At 34.8% G+C, this 20,226-nt stretch carries 17 protein-coding genes and 1 pseudogene; 2 read left to right on the top strand and 16 right to left on the bottom strand.

Going from position 1 to position 20,226, the window contains the following annotated elements; translation table 11 throughout:
- Positions 1 to 15: 15 nt before the first annotated feature.
- The 6 genes from rbsB to HNR27_RS04945 form a co-directional block, all read right to left on the bottom strand.
- A complete protein-coding gene (rbsB, locus tag HNR27_RS04970; RefSeq protein ID WP_212919134.1) occupies positions 16 to 960 on the bottom strand; it encodes a ribose ABC transporter substrate-binding protein RbsB in 945 nt (314 codons plus the stop codon).
- 65 nt (positions 961 to 1,025) lie between these two features.
- On the bottom strand, positions 1,026 to 1,961 hold the full coding sequence (locus tag HNR27_RS04965; RefSeq protein ID WP_429338975.1) for an ABC transporter permease subunit: 936 nt from the start codon (positions 1,959 to 1,961) through the stop codon (positions 1,026 to 1,028).
- Positions 1,939 to 3,468: a sugar ABC transporter ATP-binding protein gene (locus HNR27_RS04960; protein WP_429338974.1), complete on the bottom strand. Its 1,530-nt coding sequence runs from the start codon at positions 3,466 to 3,468 to the stop codon at positions 1,939 to 1,941. Before HNR27_RS04960 ends, HNR27_RS04965 begins: the two co-directional genes overlap by 23 nt.
- Before the next feature lie 20 nt (positions 3,469 to 3,488).
- Positions 3,489 to 3,884 carry a D-ribose pyranase gene (rbsD, locus tag HNR27_RS04955; protein ID WP_429338973.1) on the bottom strand — a complete coding sequence of 132 codons (396 nt, stop codon included), beginning with the start codon at positions 3,882 to 3,884 and terminating at the stop codon, positions 3,489 to 3,491.
- A complete protein-coding gene (gene rbsK / locus HNR27_RS04950; RefSeq protein ID WP_429338972.1) occupies positions 3,881 to 4,783 on the bottom strand; it encodes a ribokinase in 903 nt (300 codons plus the stop codon). The genes rbsD and rbsK overlap by 4 nt, the downstream gene beginning before the upstream one ends.
- Positions 4,784 to 4,791: 8 nt before the next feature.
- Positions 4,792 to 5,769: a LacI family DNA-binding transcriptional regulator gene (locus HNR27_RS04945; protein WP_429338971.1), complete on the bottom strand. Its 978-nt coding sequence runs from the start codon at positions 5,767 to 5,769 to the stop codon at positions 4,792 to 4,794.
- A gap of 291 nt (positions 5,770 to 6,060) precedes the next feature.
- On the opposite strand from HNR27_RS04945, the gene HNR27_RS04940 reads away from it, so the two are divergent.
- Positions 6,061 to 6,234, top strand: a complete 174-nt coding sequence (locus tag HNR27_RS04940) for a hypothetical protein (RefSeq protein ID WP_212919128.1) — start codon at positions 6,061 to 6,063, stop codon at positions 6,232 to 6,234.
- A 296-nt stretch (positions 6,235 to 6,530) separates the two neighbouring features.
- On the opposite strand, the gene HNR27_RS04935 is transcribed toward HNR27_RS04940, so the two are convergent.
- From HNR27_RS04935 to HNR27_RS04925, 3 genes and pseudogenes are all read right to left on the bottom strand, one after another.
- Entirely contained in the window at positions 6,531 to 6,866 is a 336-nt protein-coding gene (locus HNR27_RS04935) for an ATP-binding protein (protein WP_429338970.1), read from the bottom strand.
- Positions 6,867 to 6,868: 2 nt separating this feature from the next.
- Positions 6,869 to 7,084: a histidine kinase gene (locus HNR27_RS04930; RefSeq protein ID WP_429339194.1), complete on the bottom strand. Its 216-nt coding sequence runs from the start codon at positions 7,082 to 7,084 to the stop codon at positions 6,869 to 6,871.
- A 63-nt stretch (positions 7,085 to 7,147) separates the two neighbouring features.
- Positions 7,148 to 9,235 (bottom strand): annotated as a pseudogene (locus HNR27_RS04925) (sensor histidine kinase); the annotation flags it as partial.
- A gap of 377 nt (positions 9,236 to 9,612) precedes the next feature.
- Here HNR27_RS04925 and HNR27_RS04920 point away from each other — a divergent pair.
- Positions 9,613 to 10,734: a response regulator gene (locus HNR27_RS04920; protein WP_429338969.1), complete on the top strand. Its 1,122-nt coding sequence runs from the start codon at positions 9,613 to 9,615 to the stop codon at positions 10,732 to 10,734.
- Positions 10,735 to 10,802: 68 nt separating this feature from the next.
- Here HNR27_RS04920 and HNR27_RS04915 read toward each other — a convergent pair whose 3' ends face one another.
- The 7 genes from HNR27_RS04915 to HNR27_RS04885 all read right to left on the bottom strand — a co-directional run bounded on the left by HNR27_RS04915 (position 10,803) and on the right by HNR27_RS04885 (position 19,809).
- Positions 10,803 to 12,950 (bottom strand): cellulose biosynthesis cyclic di-GMP-binding regulatory protein BcsB, encoded by a 2,148-nt coding sequence (locus HNR27_RS04915; RefSeq protein WP_429338968.1) that lies wholly within the window; start codon positions 12,948 to 12,950, stop codon positions 10,803 to 10,805.
- A 2-nt stretch (positions 12,951 to 12,952) separates the two neighbouring features.
- Positions 12,953 to 14,224, bottom strand: coding sequence for a glycosyltransferase family 2 protein (locus HNR27_RS04910; RefSeq protein ID WP_429338967.1), 1,272 nt, complete (start codon positions 14,222 to 14,224; stop codon positions 12,953 to 12,955).
- Complete coding sequence (locus tag HNR27_RS04905; protein ID WP_429338966.1) at positions 14,217 to 15,947, bottom strand: DUF2334 domain-containing protein; 1,731 nt, start codon at positions 15,945 to 15,947, stop codon at positions 14,217 to 14,219. The genes HNR27_RS04910 and HNR27_RS04905 overlap by 8 nt, the downstream gene beginning before the upstream one ends.
- Entirely contained in the window at positions 15,937 to 16,803 is an 867-nt protein-coding gene (locus HNR27_RS04900; protein WP_429338965.1) for a GGDEF domain-containing protein, read from the bottom strand. Before HNR27_RS04900 ends, HNR27_RS04905 begins: the two co-directional genes overlap by 11 nt.
- The gene (locus HNR27_RS04895) at positions 16,784 to 17,887 is read right to left on the bottom strand and encodes a glycosyl hydrolase family 8 (RefSeq protein WP_429338964.1); all 1,104 of its coding nucleotides are present in this window, start codon (positions 17,885 to 17,887) and stop codon (positions 16,784 to 16,786) included. Before HNR27_RS04895 ends, HNR27_RS04900 begins: the two co-directional genes overlap by 20 nt.
- Before the next feature lie 55 nt (positions 17,888 to 17,942).
- Entirely contained in the window at positions 17,943 to 18,461 is a 519-nt protein-coding gene (locus HNR27_RS04890; protein WP_429338963.1) for a GGDEF domain-containing protein, read from the bottom strand.
- Between the two features lie 751 nt (positions 18,462 to 19,212).
- A complete protein-coding gene (locus HNR27_RS04885) occupies positions 19,213 to 19,809 on the bottom strand; it encodes a short chain dehydrogenase (protein WP_429338962.1) in 597 nt (198 codons plus the stop codon).
- Between the last annotated feature and the right edge of the window lie 417 nt (positions 19,810 to 20,226).

Genomic DNA, 20,226 nt, shown 5'->3' with positions numbered 1-20,226 from the left:
GGTATTTAACAATCGTTATTTTGTTACTAATTCAAGCTCAACAGGAATAAACTCTTCTACTGTATCACCATTAATGATTTTGCCTGCAGCTTCAATTCCTTTTTCTCCAATTAATTTTGGTTGTTGAGCAATTGTTGCATCTAATCTTCCTTCTTCAACTGCTGCTACAGCGTCGTCCGTTGCATCAAAACCAACAACTACTACATTTTCAAGTAATCCTTTTGCTTCTAACGCCTCAAGTGCTCCAAGTGCCATTTCATCATTATGCGCAAATACGGCATGAATATCTTTTGTACTTTGAATAATATTTTCCATTACAGTTAAACCTTCTGTTCGATCAAAATTTGCTGTTTGATTAGCCACTACTTGTAGTCCTTCTGCATTATCCACAATATTATGGAAGCCCTCTCCACGTTCACGAGTAGCAGATGCTCCAGGAATACCCTCTAGTTCTACAATATTACCTGCATCACCTAGTTTTTCAGTGATGAATTTTCCTGCCATTTCTCCTCCAGCAACGTTATCAGAAGCAATGTGTGTAACCACCTCTCCACCATTTGCACTTCTATCAACCGTAATTACTGGAACACCCTTTTCATTGGCTAGTTCAACAGCAGATGCAATCGCATCAGAGTCAACTGGATTTACTAATAACACATCGATATCTTGTTGTAATAAATCCTCTATATCACCTAGCTGGGTAGATGGATCATCTTGTGCATCGGAAACAATGAGCTTATATCCTGCTTCATCTGCAGCAGCCTGTGCTCCATCACGAAGTGTAACGAAAAATGGGTTGTTTAATGTTGATACAGAAAGTCCAATTTTCACCTCTTTGTCACCTTTATCACTTGCTTTGTTAGAGCTTGAATCATCTGAGCCCGGCTTGTCTGTAGAACATGCAGCTAATGCTACTACTAAGATTGCAACTAAACCAAACATTTTAAGCATTTTCTTCATTAGAAATTCCTCCTAAAAATGACTTTTTTATTATTTTTGGATGTTATTCATCCATTACTAACGAATTATTTTGAACGTCTATCTAGTAAAACTGCTAGTAATATAATTCCCCCTTTCACAATCTGTTGATAGAAGGATGACACATTTAATAGGTTTAAACCATTGTCAATTACACCAATGATTAGAGCACCTATTAATGTACCTACTATTTTTCCTTTCCCTCCCATCAAGCTTGTACCACCAATAACTACAGCTGCAATAGCATCAAGCTCGAAGCTCGATCCAGCTGTTGGCTGAGCTGAATTTAAGCGACTTGTTAAGATGATTCCAGCAAGTACAGACAGCATACCAGTAATAGAATATACCCATATTTTTACACGGTCTGCCTTAATTCCTGATAATATCGCCGCTTCCTCATTTCCACCTATTGCATAGACTTGCCTTCCAAATACGGTCTTCCGTAAGATAAAGTACAAAATAGCAAATGCGATTAACATAAGTATTACAGGAAAAGGAATGCCGAACACATACCCCTTACCAATCATTTGAAAACTAAAGCTATCCGATAACCCAGTAATAGGTCGACCATCTGTATACACTAATGTTGCTCCACGATAAATTGTCATCGTAGCGAGTGTAGCAATAAAGGGTGCAACCTTACCTTTGGTGATGACTAGCCCATTGATCGCCCCTAGAACAAATCCGATTAATAATCCAATAATAATAGCTAAAATTGGATCCATTCCACTCGTTAACAGCCCAGCTGTCAACGCACTACCTAACGCCAGGATAGAACCAACTGATAAGTCAATCCCAGCAGTAAGAATGACAAATGTCATACCAAAGGCAATTAGAGCGTTAACTGAAATTTGTCGTAATAAGTTTAATAGGTTATCAAATGTAAAAAAACTATCACTAAAGATTCCTAGAATAATAGAAAAGAAAATTAATCCGATAAAAGGACCTAAAATGGAAATATTATTCGTTATGAATCGCTTCATTTTCTATTTCCCCCCCAGTAGCTGCCAGCATAATAATCTCCTGATCAGCGTCTTCCCGATCTATGAAGGCGGTTACACTTCCTTCATGCAAAACCATGATTCGGTCACTAACACCAAGAATCTCAGGTAATTCCGAAGAAACCATGATGATTGCTACACCATGCTCTGTTAGTTCATTAATAATAGAATAAATTTCTTTCTTGGCACCAATATCAACACCCCTAGTTGGTTCGTCCAATATAAGAACCTTTGGATTGATACCAAGCCATTTTGCTATAACTACCTTCTGTTGGTTTCCACCACTTAGTGACTTGACCTCTTGTTCTTTTCCAGTTGTTCTAACATGTAAACGTTCGATAAGCTTTTCTACTAAATCTCTTTCTTTTTTATTAGAGATTACTCCTTTTTGCGATACGGTTTTTAAGTTAACAAGTGCAATATTTTCACGAATAGATGATCCTAAAACTAATCCTTTTGATTTTCGATCCTCGGTAATAAATCCTACCCCAGCGTTAATTAGATCATTAGGATGTCTCATCTTTAATTCCTTACCATTTAGTTTTACAGATCCTGAATCTTTTTTACGGTAACCAAAAATGGTTTCCATTACTTCCGTACGACCAGCACCCATCAGGCCTGCAACTCCAAGAATCTCTCCTTCTTTAACAGTAAAACTTACATTATGAAATGTACCATCCTTGCTTGATAAGTTATCTACCTCAAAGACAATATTACCTATCTTACTTTTCCTTGCAGGAAAGCGCTCGCCAAGTTCACGTCCAACCATCATTTTGACAACTTGCTCAAAGGAAGTATCGCTTATATTTTCTGTGCCGATATACTCCCCATCTCGAAGTATAGTAATTCGATCACAAATTTGGAAAATCTCTTCCATTCTGTGGGAAATATAGACGAAAGCTACACCCTTCCTTTTTAAATCTGTTACTACCTCAAACAAGCTAGCAATTTCCCTCTCTGTCAGTGCGGCTGTCGGCTCATCCATAATAATTAATTCTGCATTTGTTGCTAGAGCTCTAGCAATTTCAATCATTTGCTGCTTTCCGACTGATAGGTCTCCAGCAATGTCATCTGGAGAAATATTAGTAACTCCTAATTTCTGCAGGCTCTCCTCTGTTAGGGCTTTCATTTTCCTGTGGTTTAGGATACCACTACGTCCATAAGTAAGCTCTTTGCCAAGAAACATGTTTTGCGAAACTGTTAAATGTGGAATAATATTTAATTCCTGATGGATGACGACAATTCCTCTAGCCTCTGCCTGCTTGGGATTGGTGAAATGAACCTCCCCACCATTTACTTTTATTTGTCCACTATCACGTTCATGGATTCCTGTTAATACCTTAACAAGTGTTGATTTTCCCGCTCCGTTCTCTCCCATAAGTGCATGAATCTCACCTTTTTTTACTTCGAATTGCACATTATGAAGGACTTGATTACCAGAAAAAGATTTACTCACCCCAACCATTTCAACTAAAGGTGTAACCGTCATAAGACCCTTGCTCCTTTCATTTAAAATAAAACGCCAGATTGGAGAATCACATTTGCGTATGGGGTTGCTTCACCAGTACGAATGATGGCTTTTACATGACTTAATTGCTGTTTTAATTCTTCGTGGGTGATATAGTCAATATTGATAGCTGAATAATTATTTGTTAAGTTATCATGTAAAGCGCTATTGTTTATTTTGATTTCTTGTGCTAGCGTCATTTTCTCGACTACCATATCCTCAAGGACTACTTCTAGAACATTTGTAAAGCTTGGCTCCCCAAGCTTTAACGATAGATCAATGCAAGGTACCTGGTCTGGAATTGGTAATCCACAATCAGCTATTACAATCCTATCGGTATGCCCCATACGAGCAAGTATTGTGGCAATGTCACGATTTATAATTCCTGCTTTCTTCATTTTGCTAAATCCCTTTCCTTTAAAAAGTCGTTAACCTGTTGTTCTGTTGGCATACCAGCCTGCGCACCAAATTTTGTCACGGAAAGAGCTGCAGCTGCATTGGCAAAGAGAATTGCATCATCTAATGAAGCGCCACTTCCAATCTTTGTTGCAAATGCTCCATTAAAGGTATCTCCTGCACCAGTTGTATCTTCTACTTCTACGATGAATCCAGGAACAGTAGCTTCTTCATTACCTTGATAAAACACAACTCCATCTGCGCCTTTCGTAATAATTAACTTCTCTTGAATGGTATGAAGCATCGTATCCATGGTAATTGCTTCTGCCTCGATGTCATTAGGCGTTAAATATGTTGCTAAATTTATTACTTTAGATGGTAATGCTTGATATGGTGCTGGGTTAATAATCACTGGGATATTATTCTCGTTACAAAGCTCTGTAGTATATACAACCGTATCCAACGGAATTTCTAATTGAAGTAATACGACATCACTCTCTAATATTAACTCCTTATGTGAAGCTACTACGGAAGGAGTTACACCCCGATTTGCTCCTGGTGCCACGATTATTCGATTATCATTCTCTGAAATAATAATCGTTGCAATCCCAGTCGCTTCCTCTTCGGAAATAGAAATACCTTTCGTGTTAATTCCTTCTTCTTTCAGAATATTTATCAGGATTTTACCAAATTCATCGTTACCAACGGAACCAATCATGCTTACATAGGATCCTAGTCGGGCTGCAGCTACTGCCTGGTTCGCACCTTTCCCACCAGGAAGAGTAGAAAAGCTGTCCCCAAGAACCGTCTCACCTTGATTAGGAACTTTACCCGTTTTTACAATTAAATCCATATTGATACTTCCTACCACTGTCACTTTCGGTTTCTTAACCACTGTCATTACCACCTTTATTTAGTTGATTCTCGTTTGACTAAGGTAACTTCATATTTTTCATGTTGAACCTGTTGATTAGGTTCATTTATTTGTTGTATTAATAGTTGTGCAGCGCGAGTACCCATTTCATATATTGGCTGTTTCATCGTAGTGATTGATGGTGTAATTTTTTCTCCTAAAGAAATACCGTCAAACCCGATGATTTGTATATCCTCTGGAACCTTAAGTCCTAATTCTTGGGCTGCCTTTAGTACACCAACTCCCATTAGATCGTTAGCTACGAATATACCATCAACTTCAGGATGACTCTTTAATAGATTTTTCGTTGCATCCATAGCTTTATCATATTGGTAATCCCCAGATACTACGTAACTAGATAAAAACCACTCTTCATTTTTAACTTCATCTATATAGCCACCCAGTCGTTCCTTCGTATTGCTAACATTGTCTGGACCACAAATATGAGCAATCCTTTTACACCCTAATTGCTTCAAATATTTCACTGCCTGTCTAGCGCCATCCCTGTTTTTCACCGTAATTGAAGGAAGCTTCGCGCTAACAATTCGGTCAAGTGCAACTATTGGAACATGGATTCCCTGTAAACTTTTTTCTGTAACGGTACTTGATACAACAATTATTCCATCTACAGATTTTTGCTCTAATGCGTAAATATAGTGCATTTCCTTTTCTGGATCATCATCTGTGTTACAGAGTACAAATGTATAATCATTGAGCTTTGCAAAATCCTCAACTGCCCTTGCTAGCTCTGGGAAAAAAGGGTTCATTATATCTGGAACTAAAAGTGCAATCATTTGAGAACGACCATGAAAAAGACTACGAGCTACATTATTAGGACGATAATTTAATTGAGAGATGGCTTGTTCTACACGCTTTTTCGTTACTTCGTTTACATAGCCACTATTATTAATTACTCGAGACACAGTAGCTACAGAAACCCCAGCCATCTTAGCTACATCTTTTATTGTAGGCATTTTAAATCAACCGCCTTTTTTCATTAGTAAAGAACTACACTATATGTAACGGGTTACATATAGGTGAATAAATAAACACAAATTAAAAAGTAATTTCAATTTGTGTAACCCGTTACACCTATAATAAAGCGCTTTCTTTTAGAAGTCAATAACAATAATTTACAGGTTCAACATTCTTAACAAGTACTATACGATTGTTTTATGTTGGAAGTTTCACTTTATTTCCCTCCATCTTTTGGTAAAATAAAGAAAACTAACGAATCATTTTATATTCAGTAAGGAGAGCTTTATATGTGGTATTGGCTAATTATTTTAGGTATTATATTAATCATTTTATTAGAGGAAGGATTATATTATATTTCGAACCGCATCGCCTTTAACAGCCAGAAAAAAGAACAGATAGAAGAAAATACAGAAGAAAAGTCCAATTCAAGAAGACGAAGAAAACTACGGCTAAAACAATAATCCTATGCGATATAGTTCTGAAGAGGAAGTAATAGCATGATATTAGCATACGTATAGCTTTAGTCTAAATTCAGACTGCCATGCCTAGCACGCTATGCACTCTCCGATGTTAGGATGTCGTGAACAAAGGCTTATTCATAATTTAACTCACCGTTTAGATGCTTTTCCATGACAAGTAAGTACCTCTAGCTATAGTAACAGCAGTTGCAGTGTATGTATTAAAAGGGTTTGATACATGATTTAACTATATAACTAAAAGAACGACTGCTCCAGAAATGGACGCAGTCGCATATAAATTATTTTAATTGAATGATTATCTTCGTTCCTTTCCCTTCCCTACTTATTAGCTCAAATGTAGCATTTTTAATTAACCGAATCTTTTCAAATGGGTTTTTAAACCCTAATCTAGAACCATTACCTTTCAGCAGTTCCTCCTGCTTCTTCTTTGGAATTCCTGTTCCATTATCTTCTATTGTAATTAGCACAGTTCCTGCGACTCTTTTAACGGTCATTTTCAAAATGCCACCGTTATCCATCTTTGCTATACCGTGCTGTATCGCGTTTTCAACTAGTGGTTGCAGCGTCATGGTTGGGATCAGTACGTTTATATCATCCTCTATATCATAAACCACCTTTAGTCTATCTCTACATAGGACTGAACAAATTCAATCTCATTAGCTAACGGAATCAGTTCTTGATGTAATTGGGAATCTAATTTAGATCGAAAATAGATAGATAGATGTTCAAGTGCTTTACGAGATTTTTCTGGATCATAATAAATCAATGCAATGATTGTATTTAACGTATTATAAAGAAAATGTGGGGCAATTTGTCCACTATAATATATCAATTCATTTCGGATTGAGTCACGAAACGATTCTTTTATTAATAATAATGATTGAATATGAGAAATAAATTCCTTTACATCTATAGGCTTTGTGATAACATCATTAGCACCTAATTGAATGTAATAAGGCATGTTATGACCTGTAGCAGATAACAATAAAATAGGTAATTCAGCTAAGGCATACTCTTCTCTTATTTGTTTTAACAAATTAAACCCTATCTCATCTTGTGCCTTAACATCAATAATTGCCAAATCAACAGCCACTTCCTGTAATAAATCATAGGCATCAGAAGAACTATTGCATGCTAATACGGAATACCCATATTCGATTAATAATTTAGTCATATAATCAAGGTGTTGGTAATCTTGATCTAATAATAGGATAACTTTGGAATCACTAGCTTGATAATGTTTTATAGGATATGAGTTTTCTTCTAAAAACTCTGTTTCATCAAGGGAGGAAGCTATTTCCTTCTCATGAGAAACTGGTAACGTAAATGTAAAACACGAACCTTCTCCTGGTACAGATTGAACCCAGATCTGACCATTCATTAATTCGATAATTTTTTTCGTGATACTTAACCCTAGTCCTAAATTACCTTTCTTGTCATCATTAGGACGTGATACTTAGAAGAAGGTATTAAATATTTGCTCCTGATATTGTTCTTCTATTCCAATACCGGTATCTTCAACTGATACATAAACTTTTTCTTGATCATAAGAAGCAGAAACTGTAATCTTTCCTTCTTTCGTGTATGCAATAGCATTCTGGACTATTTGATAAATGATTTGCCTTAGACCATTTTCATCTGCTAAAACATACGGTAAATCTCCCGGAATCTGATTCTCAATTTTAATGGTATTAGAATCCCTTAAAATAAAGCTATGCTCCTTGATTACCTCATCAATTATTGCTAACTGAACCGGTTTTATATCAAGCTGTAAATGATCATGTTCCCCTCTTACAAAGTTTAAGTCTTCTACTAAGCTAGATAATCTTTTACTAGAATAATGCATTCGATAAGCTAAATCGTATTGTTCTTTTTTTAATGGCCCTTTGCTCCCTTGCATTAAAGCATTGGTATACTCAGTAATTTGATGAATGGGCTTTTTTAATTCTTCTGTTGTTTTTTGTAAAAAATGATTTCTAAAATTCCCTAGAACAAGTAACTCCTTGGATAAATTATCAATTCTTTCATACGATAACTTCCTACGGTATCCGATAAAAAATGAAAAGATCATGGTCATCATTAAAAATAAAAATAATGGAATTTGCTCCGTATTTATCTGAAAGAGCAGTTCAAGACCTAAAATAGTCACATATGCAGTAAAGCAGGTAGTTGCAACTAATAAATAATCGGATCCATCGACTTTCTGCTTAAAAGCTTTCATAATCATTACTATAATGTAGATAAAGGCTAATGCTAATACGCTAACAAATACATATTGCACGAATGATAAATACCTTAATAGAAGACTATTTGATTTTGGTATACCAAAATAGATAGCTTGAAATAGCAGAATCCATTTAATCCATTTGGCTAACTTATTCGAAGTATTATTACGAAATGTCTCATAAATAAAAAGAAAGAAAAATAAAACAGCTAAGCTGATAAAGGATAATTGGATACTTAATAACCACTTCATCGGTATTTCTGGATAAAGTAAATAGATAAGCTTCTCATTTTGCGTATAAACATAAATACCTTGTACAAAACAAAATAGTGAAAAATATAATTCATTTAAGGTATTTTTTTGAAGTACAAAATAAAAAAGAAAGATAATACCTAATAGGATATATCCGCCAACGATAACTCCATCAATAAACTTACTTCTATCTGATACCAAGCTTATTTGATCGGACTTACCAAACAAAACAGGCTTTACAATTCCACCGTTCGTATTCTCTGACGCATTTGCTACATGGACTATTATTTCTAATTGTTTCTCTACACTATGTCCTCTTACAATATATTTTCCTTCACGGTAGCTATATTCATCACGACTAGAAGAAGGAACCCCAAGACCACCAACTAACTCTCCGTTTATATAGATTTCACTAGCATGTCGAATAGAATCAATTCGTAAAGCATACTCGTCATCTTCAGGAACTACGATAAGTAATCGATATGTACCTACTTGTATATCTGACATACTCCTGTTAAACTCATCATCCCAATTAGTAGGGACGCTAATAAATTCAGGGGATAGGTTAGTATGTTCATTAGGATCTACGAAGACGTCCCGATAAAACTCCCACTCTCCATCTAATTGGACAGTACTGCTTCCATCCCAATTGCTTAAGTTTAATGTTCCATCCTTCACTTGGTGATAATTACCATTTGGTAAATTCAATAAAAGTAAGATAATGGTGACGATAACAACAATAATTGATATGATAATCGAAGCTATTTGCCTCATAAGCTACTTCCTTTTATATAATATTTCATTTTTTTACATTTTTTATGTATATTTAACAATATACAACATTTTTCTTCGTTGCATGATTAACTAATAAAGGATGATTTTTGTTGATTCAAACCATTTTAGTTGATGATGAAAAATTGTCACTAATCCCTATGATAGAAAAACTAAAGCAATATAATGAAATCGACATTGTAAAAGCTTATTCTGATCCAAATCAAGTCCTTTCCGATATGAAGGATATCCACTTTAATGTCGCATTTCTAGATATAGAAATGAAAAAAATTGATGGGCTAACCCTTGCTAAGGAAATCCATTTGATTAATCCTAATGTACAAATAGTGTTTGTCACTGCACATTCAGAATATGCAATCCATGCATTTGAGCTTGACTCAACTGACTACTTGTTAAAACCCGTAACTACAAGACGACTTGATAAAACCATCCATCGACTAAAACAAAATCTAAATCGTATAGCTAATCAACCATTAGATTCTACTCCAACGAATGAACTTATAGTAAAAACCTTTGGTGAGCTTCTACTTTATTACAACGACAAACCCGTATCGTTTAAAACTGCTAAAGTGAAAGAACTATTTGCATTTTTCATCACATATCGAAATACGTATATACATCGCGATATCATCATCGAAAAACTTTGGCCTAATCATGATTATAAAAAAGCAAAAATACATTTACATACATGCCTTTCTCACCTAAGAAAGCTATTAGAGCAAATGAATCAAGCAGGTACAATTGAATTTAAAGACCAGCATTATTGCTTAAACTTACAGATTTCTTTTTGTGATTCATTCGAAATAGATGATGTGCTGGAGGGATTAGACAGTGTCAATGACGCGAACATAAGTATTTTCGAAAAAATCGCTAATTTATATAAAGATCCTTATCTTGAATTGAATGGTTATGAATGGGCTTATGAAAAATCACAGGAATATCATCAGAAAATCATGCTTGTATTGAACAAAATAATCAACTATTACCAAGGAAAAGATTTACATAAATCATTATTTTATTTATCGATGCAACGTAAGGTAGAACCCTATTTAGATGAGAATATAAAGAAGAGCATGGAAATCCTAACGAAACAAAATAATCGATCGGAAGCAATTAAAATCTACTTAGACTATTGTAATTTAATTTCGAATGATTTAGGTCTTGAACCATCTATTTCCATTAGAAAAATCTATGACTCTTTAGTTTCTGGTTAATAGCAAATTGCTAGAGAACAGATTTACTCCTAGCAATTTGCTATTTGCATTTTTAAAATTATAGATGATTATCTCTTTAATTTATTGTCTGGATGAAACTTTTTCCTTCTCTTCATGTAATAAATAATAAGTAGGAACATCGCAATTATTAATACTCCAAACCCAATTGACCAATATAAAATGTTACGCTTATCACTAATTTCCTTTTTCTCTTCCATACTATCTAAGTTCGTTTTTTCTAACTGCTGTGTATTCGTAAAGAATTGGTCGGGTCCTGTTTGAACTGCAATTGATGAATTATTTTCCGAGTACTGTAAATAAGATAGGAAATCTCTAGTATAATATTGTTTGCTATCATCTAGATTATCTAGTACCAGCATAGAATACGATTGATTCCAAGGATTAGACTGCATAAAACCATAGTAGTTTACCTCTGTCTGCAAAAATCCATGTTCACTTAATTGTGGAACATTTTCTTTATAATTTACCAGTAAGTCATCTTTCATTGCTGTTAACAAATCGTGTTCTGCCAAAGAACCGATAAAGATTATGTTTCCATTTTTCAGGTCTTCCTCTTTTATTTCGGATGTTTGTTTTAGCTTAATTTCAGGTAGCCTATTATTAGTCGTTAACACATTAAACAAAGAAAGCATATCTTTACTAGATATTCCTTGTTCAGGAAGGACAATTGTTAATTCTTCCGCTTTATTGGAGAATGGATAAGGAAAATTGTTAAAGTACATATCAGACTTTTCGCCATTCCCACTCGTCGGAAAAATTAGCTTACTATCATTAAATAGTTGAATCCATCTATTTTGATCAAGTGCCACACATGATTGATCCATACGCAAACCACTTGTCTCTATTTGCAGTGTCATTAACGGTTTATCCTTTAGAGTTGCTGGATCAATAGGAATAACCGCCTTTATATTTCCGTTTTCATCTTCCTCTAGAGAACGAACATCTACAGGATAAGGAACATCATTTATGTTTACAATCAACTCAATTTCAGCTAATGCTACTTCTTCTTTATCATCTAGTGTTTCTTTATTTGAATGAATAGTAGCAGAGCGCTTAAATTTTAGTTCCATGGTTGGATTTTGAATAGCACCTGTTTCCATCGGTAAAGAATAATAATATGTTTCTGTTTTCGTATGTTGACTATCTAGTTGAATATTGGGCATCCCTATCTCTTTAAACGTAATTTCCTGTTCATTCGCGTCTCCCTCAATCGGCTTAGGAAGCTCACTTACTTGTATAACATCTCCAGAAAATTGTTCATAGTATTGACTAGAGGTCAATAGATCAGTATTATGTAGAATATTTTCCGGTTTTTTTGCTAGAACTACCAATGCACGGGCAGCCTGGTTATTTTGTTTTAGTTGAATTTGGGAAAGATATAAGGAATCTTCCTTTACATTCGCTATTTCATCTTGAATTAACTGCTTAACCCAAGATGTTTTAAATTCCTCAGTCCCCCCAACTACGATACTATTTCCAAGCATCTTCTTTACTTCTTGCTCTTGCACTACGGATACCGTGTTTTCAATTGATTGGTTCGATAAGAAATTCGCAATTATATATGCACTCTGCAATGTCTCCATTGATGGATTTTGCGGAGTGATCACGGATACTTGATTCTCTAGTGAACCAATATAAAATCTAGGGTAGTCATATAATGCCATATCCTCCGAATTGTTCGGTAAAGCATCGATGTGTAAATAAGAATTCGGTTGGATGGACATCCAATTACCTGTTGTATACTGTGGAACACAGATCCCCTCTTTAACAAAGCCATCAAAGCTTACTGTAATCGTATGACTTCCTTCTAACAACGCTGCGCCAACTAATGGCACCTTTATTATATTAGTCGATTCACCTGCTAGAGTAGTTGAATAAATAGGCTCCTCGTCAACCTTAATCGTGATTGAAGACGGGTCAATGAGTAACTCTGACTTTGCCACCTCCAATTGTAAATATTGATCCTTGGTGGTAACATTCGAGTGTAGTTCATAGTAAAATTGAGCTTCTGCATACGGGCCATATAATTCTATTGGCTCATTAGTCAATGATTGTTCTGTTACTTCTTGACGAACAATTTGTATGTTTTTGTCGTTAATTTCTACTACCTTTTCTGCATATACCTCCAGGGGTAAAGCATTAATAAAATAGAATAAAATAATAATTGATAAAATAGATAACCTTCTTTTCTTCAAGGTTATTTGCCTCCTTCGCCTACTTTGAAACGTTCGGTTTTATACCAAACTTGTTCCTCTTTTCTTAAAACTCTTTTGATTTCCAAAAACAAGGCATATACAACAAGGACAATCCACATTTGCGAATAGGTAAAGTACATGCCTATCACATACAAAATATTTTTTATTGAAAGCTGATTGCTTTCAATGCTTAAGCTAATCATAATCTCAGTTATAAACAGTAAAAACGCCATTCCCCATAGCACTAAAGCTACATTTCCAATTTGCAGGTCCAAGTCAAAAAATAAATTACATATAAATATCATGTTGGACAAAATAACGCCGAAGAAAAATAAGAAGTAGGTAAAAAAGAAATAAAAGATATCAAACATAATTTTTTTATGTTTAAGACTAAACATTTTACCTAAGAACTTTAAAACAACATATTGATTTCCTCTTGCCCATCTCGTCCGTTGTTTCCACCATACCTTAAATGTTTCTGGTTCTTGTTCCCATGTAATAGCAGCTGGAAAAAAGCGAATATAATAGCCCAGATTGTAAACGCGAATCGTGAGTTCTGTATCCTCTGCTAATGCGGACGTATCCCAGCCTCCTAATTGCTCCATAATTTCACGTCTTATAGCAAAATTCGTGCCAGGTATTGTTGTAATATTAAACCAGTAGTAGCGCCCGGCTTGTGCCATCCACTGAAAACAAATTGTTTCAATATTAATAAACTTTGTCAGCCATGTATGATTCGCATTTATAACCCTAAATTTCCCCACCATGGCTCCTGCATTTGGATCATTTACCAATCCCATCACTAAATTCCAAACTGCTCTTCTCTCTGGCGTGTTATCAGCATCATATACCACGATAACTTCAGCATTTGAATGTTGTAAGGCATAATTTAAAGCACTAGATTTACCTTTTCCTTTAAATTCGCCTTCCGTTTCCATGATGCGAATAAACGGGAATTGCTTAGCAAATTGTTCTCCAATATCCTTTGTCCCATCACTACAATTATCGCAAATTAAAATTACCTCTAATTTATCCTTCGGGTAATAAAGACGAGACATAGCGGTCAATGTTTGTTTAATTACCACTTCTTCATTATGTGCTGGAATAAAGATGCTTACGGTTGGAAGTTCTACCTTTTTCATTTTCTCCTCCCATGAAGGGATAACTTTCTCATATCGCTTAAAATGTAGATATCCACCTTGGGCGAGAAACATATGGTAGATTAGCATGATCCAAATGATAATTAGTGAAACATAGAATAATAGATTAGCCATGCTTTGTCTCCTTAAATAATCGTTTACGATAACGCATCCGAAGCGTTACAATATGGATGATAAATAACATTACGAATATCGCAGTTACGATTACAATAATCCATAAATATTTTTCTAATGAATCTTCAGCGAACTTATCCTTTATGATTGTTAACCAAGATAATTCACTTTTTACTTCTATCTCACCATTCCCAGAGGTAACAATCTCAACAAGATCTGTCTTAACAACATGTTTTTCATTTTTCAATTCAATCCATTCGACATTCGGCACGTTTTCAATTAGTGCTACCATCTGCTTTAGATAATCTAATCCATACTCCTTCCCTAAATACGGATGATAGAATCCACCAATTACCGAACCAGGAACTTGTAATACTTGGTTTAGTGATTTTTCTATGTCGAGAATTGGATTCGCAGAGGCTGGATCAACAAAGCCAATCGTCTCTGGATAAAGTATCATTCCATTTAGTAAGGAGGGTTTGCTAATAAACAGGGGACTAAACATAACCTGCCAGTCTTTATCGGAAGCCTGAATTTGACCAAAGATTGCTGAAAAATAATGAGATGTGACTTGGTAGCCGTTAGAGCTCATCGTATAATGTGGAGCTTCAAAAGATGTGGGAGCAAGTCCCAATCTAGTAAGGGAATGAATGGAATTCTCTAATTTTCCATTTATATATTCTGTCTCTACCCTTTCAACCCCTTGAATATATTGCTCATATTCTTTCTTATTTAAGAATTGATCTTCTGTCATTATTTTCTCTGGCTTATCTTTTGGATTTATGGTTGTTATTGGCTGATTTAATATCGAATCCCAAAATTCGAATCCCTCTCCAGTTTCTTGTTCATTTCCATACATATGGGTGTAACCATGGGAAATAACGTAAGCCCCTCGATCAACTAATTCCTTTAACACCTTAGTAAGCTTCGGTTTATCTGATAACGTAACAATTTCATCTGATTCTGGATTTACATAGACAGGGATAACTGCCAAATAGACAGGAATATCTCTATCTAATAAATAATCGGCAGCTTCATATACATATTCGGGATCAGACATAGGAGAAATATCCTCTAATCGTATATATGCCGGATGAGTATTTGGCTTCGACAGCTGAAATAAGTCAAAAAATGCTGCTGATATAACATTTCTCCCCTCTGCAAACAGGCTGGAAATAGTTATAAATGAATTTCTACCATCTTGTATCATAACAGGATATTCCTTACTAAATTGTTGACCTTGGACAAGTACTCTTGCAGTAGCTGATGGTTTCACAGACAACAGGTCAATTGGGTAGTTCAATTCAAAATCTCCTATACGATGAATTGATTTCATCCCTAAAAACTCCCAATCTCGAAATTGTGGAAGGGTTTTAGCTTCTTTTCCTACACCAAGTACTTCACCTTTAAAGTCTGTAAATAAATTTAGCTTCTCAATATTTGCTCCTTCTTTAGTAGCGTAATAGATAATAATATCCTGCTTCTCGATGTCAGCTTTTCGTACACTCTTTAAGTCAATTATTTCTACATGTTCAAACAATCCACTTAATGTACTATCAAGAAAATAAACGTTCGCTAGGGTTTCATCATTTGTACCATAATATGTTATAAGGACGTTTCTATCGTCCAACCCATTAACTGATGTAGCTGCTGCAATGTCTATAGGAACAAGCAGTAGGAATAAGAATAGACCGCACAAGACGCCCAATCTTTTATAAATCATAAAACACAGTCTCCTTATCCACTTCTTGAACAAATTCCAAATAATTAATATCCTTCATTTGTTCGTTATATTCCTCAAAACTTATATGAAAAGTTAACGTCACCATTCTTCCATTCAATAATTGATGTGTTTTTAACTGTTCGGCTAACTTATCTGCAACAATCTCAACATTGTCTTTAGTTGTCTCAATTAATAAAAAGGCAAACTTATTATTACGATACCTATATTTTTTATCTGAGAAACGTAAAGAATTACTTACCTTTTCCCCTATGCCTTTCAACAAATGATCTAACTCTTTCTGACCATATGCCTTGAGAAACTCTTTATAGTAATCTAATTCCAACAGTAGAATCGTAAACTTACCGCCATAACGATTTATTCGATTCATTTCCCGCTTAATTTCTATTTCCATTCTTTCAGCATTATCGAATGATGTATCAGGATCTACAGCAACAAAATGCTTTACTTCCTGTCTTAATCTATTTCTTTCTAGAGCAACTTTTCGATGTTGTTCTTGAATGGATCCACCAATTAAATCCGTTACCAATAAGCCCACACCAAAAAAGACAAAATGCTCCATCGTTAAGAATTCATTATAGAATCCGCCATACTCTATGTTTTGAAGTCCTAAATATAAAAGGACCGAACCAATCGCAAATAAAAAGAGTAAGCTTATAATTAAACTTAGAAGCGTACCAAAGAACAATGCCATTACCGTAATAACACCATATAATAGAAATAATAATTTACCTACTTGTCCATTTGACCATAAAAAGTCAAACATCAAGATATAACTAGCAACTAGTAGACATATTTTAAAAAGCAGATGCTTTTCTTCATTCAAAAACTCCTTCATCTATTCCTTTCCTTTCTGCTAATAATGGAAGCAAGTTATCAAAAGCATGTGTTTCTAAACTAGGTAAATCGATATAACCACCATAATACTTGCTTGATTCATCATTAATTTGATGTTTTTTCATACTTTCATAAAGCTGCTTCGCTAATTCGTGTTCCTTTATTTCCAAACACATTAAAATAGCAAGTGCATATACGGAAGCTCCTTCATATTGGACAATTGGCTGCTTCGTTTGATTAGAAAACCGACCATATAACACCCCATCGTATTCGTCTAAAGCCTCTTTTGTAAACTCTACTAAGGCAGATACATCTCCGCCCCACAGTGCTCTATGATAACCAATATAATATTGATCAATTAAGTTAATATCCTTATCATATTCATACCGTTTTTCATTCGGATAATAGTTCTGCGGGAAAAACCCATTTTCAGACAAAGGAGCAGATAAAAGGATGTTTCGATTTCTTTCATACTGGTCCTTCTGTAAAATATTTTCTTCATACATATAATCCAACGTATCTGGAACCAAATAACTTAGCGTGAGGAAGTTTCCTTTATATTGACTTTTTATATCGACATGATTGATAAAGACTCCGTCTAGCATATTCACCTTAACGAGTTCTTCACTCATTTTCTTTGCCATGTTCAAATAAGTGTTATTGTTCCAATTTTCCCCGGCAATTTGTAATGCATGGATAATTCTTAAATCATCTATTAATGCATTTGCCGGTGCTGGCTCATTCTTCTCGATTAACCACGGAATCAGGGTACTCTTATTCATAAAATATTTTTTTAAAACGTTAACCTGCTTATCGAATTCAGCTTGATCATTTTTTTCTACTAAATATTCCATCCATAACCCGATTGACTCTGACAAATAAATATCAGATTGGGTTGTTAAATCTGTTTTTATTAAGCCATTTTTTTCATAGAGCTGATTCTTCACAAAGGCTTCTCCGGAAAGCGTATCTTTCATCTTAACTACTGAGCTGGATCCGCTTCTTATACTCAAGATTGTCAAAAAGATTAGAAGAATGATGATTAGAAGAAATACTGTTAAAATGAGCGATTTTTTTACGTTCAACTATGCCACCTCTTACACAGATAGTTCCGTACCTATATTACCCAGTCGGAGATTATTATTTTGGCTTTCTTTTATTTTCGTACATAACTTGATCAGCATAGCTCAGCAAGTCTTCTTCAGATTCACCATGAATTGGGTAGATACTATAGCCCATGCTAAAATTTAAAGGTATTTTAATCTTGTCGACTAATACGACTTTAGTAAGCAACCCTTCAAAAGCTTTCATTATTGTCTCTAATAAATTTGGGTTCTCCACAATAATTAAAAACTCGTCACCTGATTTACGAAAAACATTATGCTTAGCAACATTTAGAATTTGTTTAGAGCACTCGATTAAAAATTTGTCCCCAACGATATGGCCATACTCATCATTAATATTTTTGAAATTATTAAAGTCCATAAATACGATTGCAAATGAATTGTTCATTGATTTAGAATGGTTAATTTGGTCCTGAAGACATAATCGAAAGCTACGCAAATTAGGAAGTCCAGTTAATTCGTCTGTAAATGCCAATTTTAATAACTTTTCATAAGGAATGGGTTCATCCAACTTGAAGTTATACGATAAATTCATGTGATATCACCCTTTCGTCTTTTATTCTCACTTTAAGGAAAATAATCTATATCGATTTTTATTACATGTTGTCTTAACCAGAAGAACAAAATTGTACCCAAGGAGATATAATAGTTTTAACCTCTTACAAATCACTTAATTTTTATGACGAAATGTTCTTTTTTTTAGTAAAAGCATAAAAAATAATGAATTATTAATAGGTATTTTGTTATAAAAATTATAACACTCTTCTAGTACTATTTAATTATATTTTTCAAGAACAAAAAGAAGCAACCATACCTCGATACATGATTGCTTCTTCACTATAGAGTTTTTTACCCTTTACATGCACTTCTTCTATACAATTTTGTAAAATAGGTTCTAAGTCCCATTTTCTTCTTGTACAGCAATTATCAATATATTTTCTTTAGTCCGTTTCCCTACCTCTATTTTTTTCAAATTACCTCTTGGATTAATAATCGCTATCATTCAATGTCATACCTAATGCATTATCCTCCTTTTCTCTGAAATTCTCAACAACCAATTCTTGTATCCGTGAATGGAATTATTCTTTTACTTTAACCAATTTTCATTATTATTATTGAAATAAATTTAATAGGATTATAGAATTATTTTAAAAACTTGTTAGGCTCAGATTTTTAAGTATGTGTACATCCTATGGGGATATGTGCACATACATGTTCCCTATAACAAAAATCAACGTCAAAGCAAGCTTCTAACTTACTTGCTTTGACGTTACCAATCCATTTCTTTAATAAACCTCATAATTTTGCCCTGTCTGCGCACCTTCTACACTTTTCTTATAGGCGAGTGCTACACGGCTTGCGGGTACTGGTGTAAAACCGACAAAATAACTCCCGAGTCTATCCCAAGACTCCTGAACGATATTCGGACTGACACTGTTGATCCGGATACCACGAGGCATCTCAATCGCTGCAGCTTTCACAAAGGCTTTTACACCTCCATTTGCCATAGCAGCTGATGCTCCCTTCCTTATTGGATCATCCATCATGACACCAGTAGTTAATGTAAAGCTTCCTCCATCGTTCACATAGTTGTGGCCGAGTAAAACTAAATTAATTTGCCCTTTCAGCTTACTCAATATTCCTCGTTCATTTAACGAAGGGGTTAATTCCGTTATGGAAGCAAAGTTTGCCCCACCAGCAGCATTAATTACAGCATCTACTTTCCCAATCTTCTCATACATTTCCTTAATACTTTGTTCAGAAGTATTATCAACTGAAACATCCAAACCATTTCTTCCAGCTCGAATAAGATCATGATGCTCAAGTGCTTTACATATTTCACTTCCAATTGTTCCAGCTGCACCAACCACTAAAATCCTCATCAACATATCTCCTTTGGATTCTCTGTAATCATATCCATAATAAATATGTATGATACACAGTTTGTAAACTATTCCACATAAATTGTTCAGGCACTATATAGTATTTGGAAAAAAGGTTTAGAAAGCCCCTGTGATTCATTTCGTCCCCATGGCGACCTTTTCGTTCATCCTTATGAATCATTTCATCTCCTAGTCAATCTCGAATTGATGTTTAGAACCCCTCTATGTTTCATTTCACCCAAAAGTTAACCTTGAAATGACGCTTAGAGCACTCCTATGCTTCATTTCGTCTCCTAGTCGACCTCAGAATGATGTTTAGAGCCCCTCTATGTTTCATTTCACCCAAAAGTTAACCTTGAAATGACGCTTAGAGCACTCCTATGCTTCATTTCGTCTCCTAGTCGACCTCAGAATGAT

Origin of the sequence: Ornithinibacillus bavariensis (assembly GCF_050433565.1) — a bacterium.
Taxonomy (GTDB): Bacteria; Bacillota; Bacilli; order Bacillales; family Amphibacillaceae; genus Ornithinibacillus; species Ornithinibacillus bavariensis.
The sequence above is the reverse complement of the archived record's forward strand: the minus strand, read 5'-3'. Positions and strand labels throughout refer to the sequence as shown.

Bases quoted from the DNA above. Each gene is read 5' to 3' on its own strand.
- HNR27_RS04885 (WP_429338962.1), bottom strand. From the start codon at position 19,809: ATGAGGATTTTAGTGGTTGGTGCAGCTGGAACAATTGGAAGTGAAATA.
- rbsD (WP_429338973.1), bottom strand. From the start codon at position 3,884: ATGAAGAAAGCAGGAATTATAAATCGTGACATTGCCACAATACTTGCT.
- HNR27_RS04900 (WP_429338965.1), bottom strand. From the start codon at position 16,803: ATGAAGGAGTTTTTGAATGAAGAAAAGCATCTGCTTTTTAAAATATGT.
- HNR27_RS04965 (WP_429338975.1), bottom strand. From the start codon at position 1,961: ATGAAGCGATTCATAACGAATAATATTTCCATTTTAGGTCCTTTTATC.
- HNR27_RS04910 (WP_429338967.1), bottom strand. From the start codon at position 14,224: ATGGCTAATCTATTATTCTATGTTTCACTAATTATCATTTGGATCATG.
- rbsK (WP_429338972.1), bottom strand. From the start codon at position 4,783: ATGACAGTGGTTAAGAAACCGAAAGTGACAGTGGTAGGAAGTATCAAT.
- rbsB (WP_212919134.1), bottom strand. From the start codon at position 960: ATGAAGAAAATGCTTAAAATGTTTGGTTTAGTTGCAATCTTAGTAGTA.
- HNR27_RS04960 (WP_429338974.1), bottom strand. From the start codon at position 3,468: ATGACGGTTACACCTTTAGTTGAAATGGTTGGGGTGAGTAAATCTTTT.
- HNR27_RS04905 (WP_429338966.1), bottom strand. From the start codon at position 15,947: ATGATTTATAAAAGATTGGGCGTCTTGTGCGGTCTATTCTTATTCCTA.
- HNR27_RS04890 (WP_429338963.1), bottom strand. From the start codon at position 18,461: ATGAATTTATCGTATAACTTCAAGTTGGATGAACCCATTCCTTATGAA.
- HNR27_RS04940 (WP_212919128.1), top strand. From the start codon at position 6,061: ATGTGGTATTGGCTAATTATTTTAGGTATTATATTAATCATTTTATTA.
- HNR27_RS04945 (WP_429338971.1), bottom strand. From the start codon at position 5,769: ATGCCTACAATAAAAGATGTAGCTAAGATGGCTGGGGTTTCTGTAGCT.